Source organism: Streptomyces sp. (genome assembly GCF_019510245.1).
GTDB lineage: Bacteria > Actinomycetota > Actinomycetes > Streptomycetales > Streptomycetaceae > Streptomyces.
Map to the genome: position 1 here is coordinate 1 of NZ_JAEKKT010000473.1, position 2,472 is coordinate 2,472.

General features: G+C 68.6%; 4 protein-coding genes. 1 reads left to right on the forward strand and 3 read right to left on the reverse strand.

Translation table 11 applies throughout. The annotated features are described in order from the left end of the window. A partial coding sequence (locus tag JF597_RS54220; protein ID WP_294014498.1) for a transposase family protein occupies positions 1 to 270 on the reverse strand: 270 nt, incomplete at its 3' end. Between the two features lie 207 nt (positions 271 to 477). Here JF597_RS54220 and JF597_RS54225 point away from each other — a divergent pair. Beyond that, a complete protein-coding gene (locus JF597_RS54225) occupies positions 478 to 1,062 on the forward strand; it encodes a hypothetical protein (RefSeq protein ID WP_294014500.1) in 585 nt (194 codons plus the stop codon). Here JF597_RS54225 and JF597_RS54230 read toward each other — a convergent pair. Together JF597_RS54230 and JF597_RS54235 are read right to left on the reverse strand one after the other, a co-directional pair. Next, positions 980 to 1,810 carry an IS5 family transposase gene (locus JF597_RS54230; protein WP_294014501.1) on the reverse strand — a complete coding sequence of 277 codons (831 nt, stop codon included), beginning with the start codon at positions 1,808 to 1,810 and terminating at the stop codon, positions 980 to 982. The two genes, JF597_RS54225 and JF597_RS54230, sit on opposite strands and share 83 nt — an antisense overlap. Before the next feature lie 279 nt (positions 1,811 to 2,089). Next, a partial coding sequence (locus JF597_RS54235) for a transposase family protein (protein ID WP_294014503.1) occupies positions 2,090 to 2,472 on the reverse strand: 383 nt, incomplete at its 5' end.

Here is a 2,472-nt window from a genome sequence, read left to right on the forward strand (position 1 = left end):
CACCTCGAAGAGCTCGGCGAGCACCTCGTGCGGCAGCTGGTGTCGCAGGTGGACCAGGGTGAGAAGCAGCCGTTCGAAGAAGACGAGCTTCGGCTTGCGGCCGGCCCCTTCCGCCCGTTTGCGCTCCCCGCCGCGCGCTGCCCGAAGCGTGGACTGCCGGGTCGCTTCCCACGGTCCGGTGAGTTCGGCGAACAACTCGCCGAAATGTGCGCGGGAGACCCCGGACAGGGCAGGATGGGAGCAGGCCGCACGGGCCCAGGTCAGCTTCACAACTCACCCAACCCGTGCGGCCCTTCTCATGTCACGGCCCAACCGGGACGATCACTATTACCCCCGAGGTCGTAACTGTCCAGGCTGTCCCGCCCCCGATGTTTCAGTGCGTTGTGGCAAAGGGAGTCCCTGTTCGATGAGCAGGGGCTTCTTTGTGTGCGGGGCATGATCGCGGAGGGGTAGGGGCAGGCAGCGGACGGTTTGTTGTTGATCGAGGAGGTCGCGATGCCGTCGGTGCTGGGGTTGATGGAACGGCGTGAGGCGCGGGCGAGGCAGGATCTGGAGTCCTGGACGGAGGTCCTGGAGCAGGCTCAGGCGGAGGTGGATGCCGCGCGGGAGCGGGTCGAGCGGGCCCGGGTGGGGCGTGAGGAACTCGTGTCGGTGCTGTCCGAGGAGAGCCCGGTGAATACGCCGGTTTCCGTGCCGTCCGGTGGTGAGACGGCTGCCGCCGTGGCATCGGGCGGCCCCGGCGCGGGGCATGGTGAGCGGCCGCCGGTGTGGCGGTCGGGTATGGGCGAGGAGGTGCTCGGCGGCCTGTATCGGGAGGTGTTCGCCGCGGTGGTGGCCGCTGCCGGTCCGGTGAACGGGGTGGAGCTGACGCGGGCGGTGGGCCGGGAGGCGGAGATCAAGAACGAGGTGGAGAAGATCCGTCACCGTGCCTACGTGCTGGAGAAGCGGGGCTGGCTGGTGCGGGCGCAGGACGGACGGTTCATGCCCGCGCCCGCAGCAGTCGGCCGGGGCGTTTCTCCGGCCAGCGCGGAGCGTCCGCGGCCAGGCGCCGGGACAGTCTGATCACGGCGGCCCACCACACCATCTGCTGGTGGTGGTCGGGGCGGCGTTCGTGGTCGCGGTTGAGGCGGCGTGAGCGGGAGAGCCAGCTCAGCGTGCGCTCCACCACCCATCTGCGGGCCAGGACGACAAATCCGCGTTGCCCGTCGGATCGGCGCACGACCTCGGTCCGGACTCCGTGGCGGGCGAACGCCTTCGCCAGCGCCGGACCCTGGTAGGCGCTGTCGACCCACACCAGTTTCAGCAGCCGGCCCGGCTGCTGCATGAATGTCTCCAGCAGCGCGGGGGCGGCCTTGGAGTCGTGCACATCGGCCGTGGTCACGGTCACCTCAAGGAGCAGGCCCTCGGTGTCGGTCAGGATGTGGCGCTTGCGCCCGTCACGTGACTTGCCGCCGTCGTATCCGCGGCTGTCCTCGCCGACGGTCTCGGAGGCGTCCACCGACTGACTGTCGATGATTCCCGCGCTGGGCTCGGTGTTGCGGCCCGAGCGTTCCCTCGCCGAACGTCGCAGGCGTTCGTGCAGTTCACGCACGTAGTCGCAGGCCCGCCAGCGGCGGAAGAAGTCGTAGACCGCCCGCCAGTAAGGGAAATCGACCGGCATGGCCGTCCACTTCACACCGTTGTCGACCAGATAACGCACAGCGTCGAGCATCTCGCGGTGGCAGTACGCCTCCGGACGCCCGCCCCGCTTGAGGAGCCAGGCCGGCACCGGCATCGCGGCGCGGACCTCGGCCCACTCCGCATCCGTCATGTCACTCGGATAGCACCGCGCCCGCAGTCCTGGAGCGATCGAACCGAACCGGTGCACGTAGCAGTCACACCCAGGGGTGACCGCGGTGGACGCAGACACAGTGGTACTGCTCAACTGATGGGGCAACGGGCTTCCTTGGTCGTGCTGGTGTCGTAACCGCGTCACTACCAAGGGGCCCGTTCTTTCATGCCCGCGACCGCACCCGAACCTCCGTCCAGATGATCACCCGCGCCGCACACCTCGAACGAAATCCGGTTTGCCACAACGCACTGAGCTTCTTCAGCGTTGCCGCTCCAGCGTGAGGATGGCCTTGACGATTGACGTCATGCGGTTGGGGCTGCATCGGGACCTGCGGAAGATCCGCCAGGACTTCAGGCTCGCGACACCGCGTTCGACGGGCGCTCGTGCTGCGGCCAGCGCCCGGTTGAGGGTCTTTTCGGTGGGAGTGAGTTCCTTCAGGGGTCTGCGTTTGATGCCGGTTGTCAGCCATGGTCCGCCGCCTTGATAGGCGAGATCGGCCAGGATGGGAACGCCCTGGCGCTCGCAGATCCGGATGATCCGGTGGGTGCGGGCGGCGGTCAGGTCGTGGGTGCGGCCCGGCAGGGCGGGCGAGAGCCACAGCAGCCGGCCGCCGGGGTCGGTGATGACCTGCACGTTCACGC

Excerpts from the sequence above, each read along its gene's own strand:
- JF597_RS54230 (WP_294014501.1), bottom strand. The coding sequence starts at position 1,810 with ATGACGGATGCGGAGTGGGCCGAGGTCCGCGCCGCGATGCCGGTGCCG.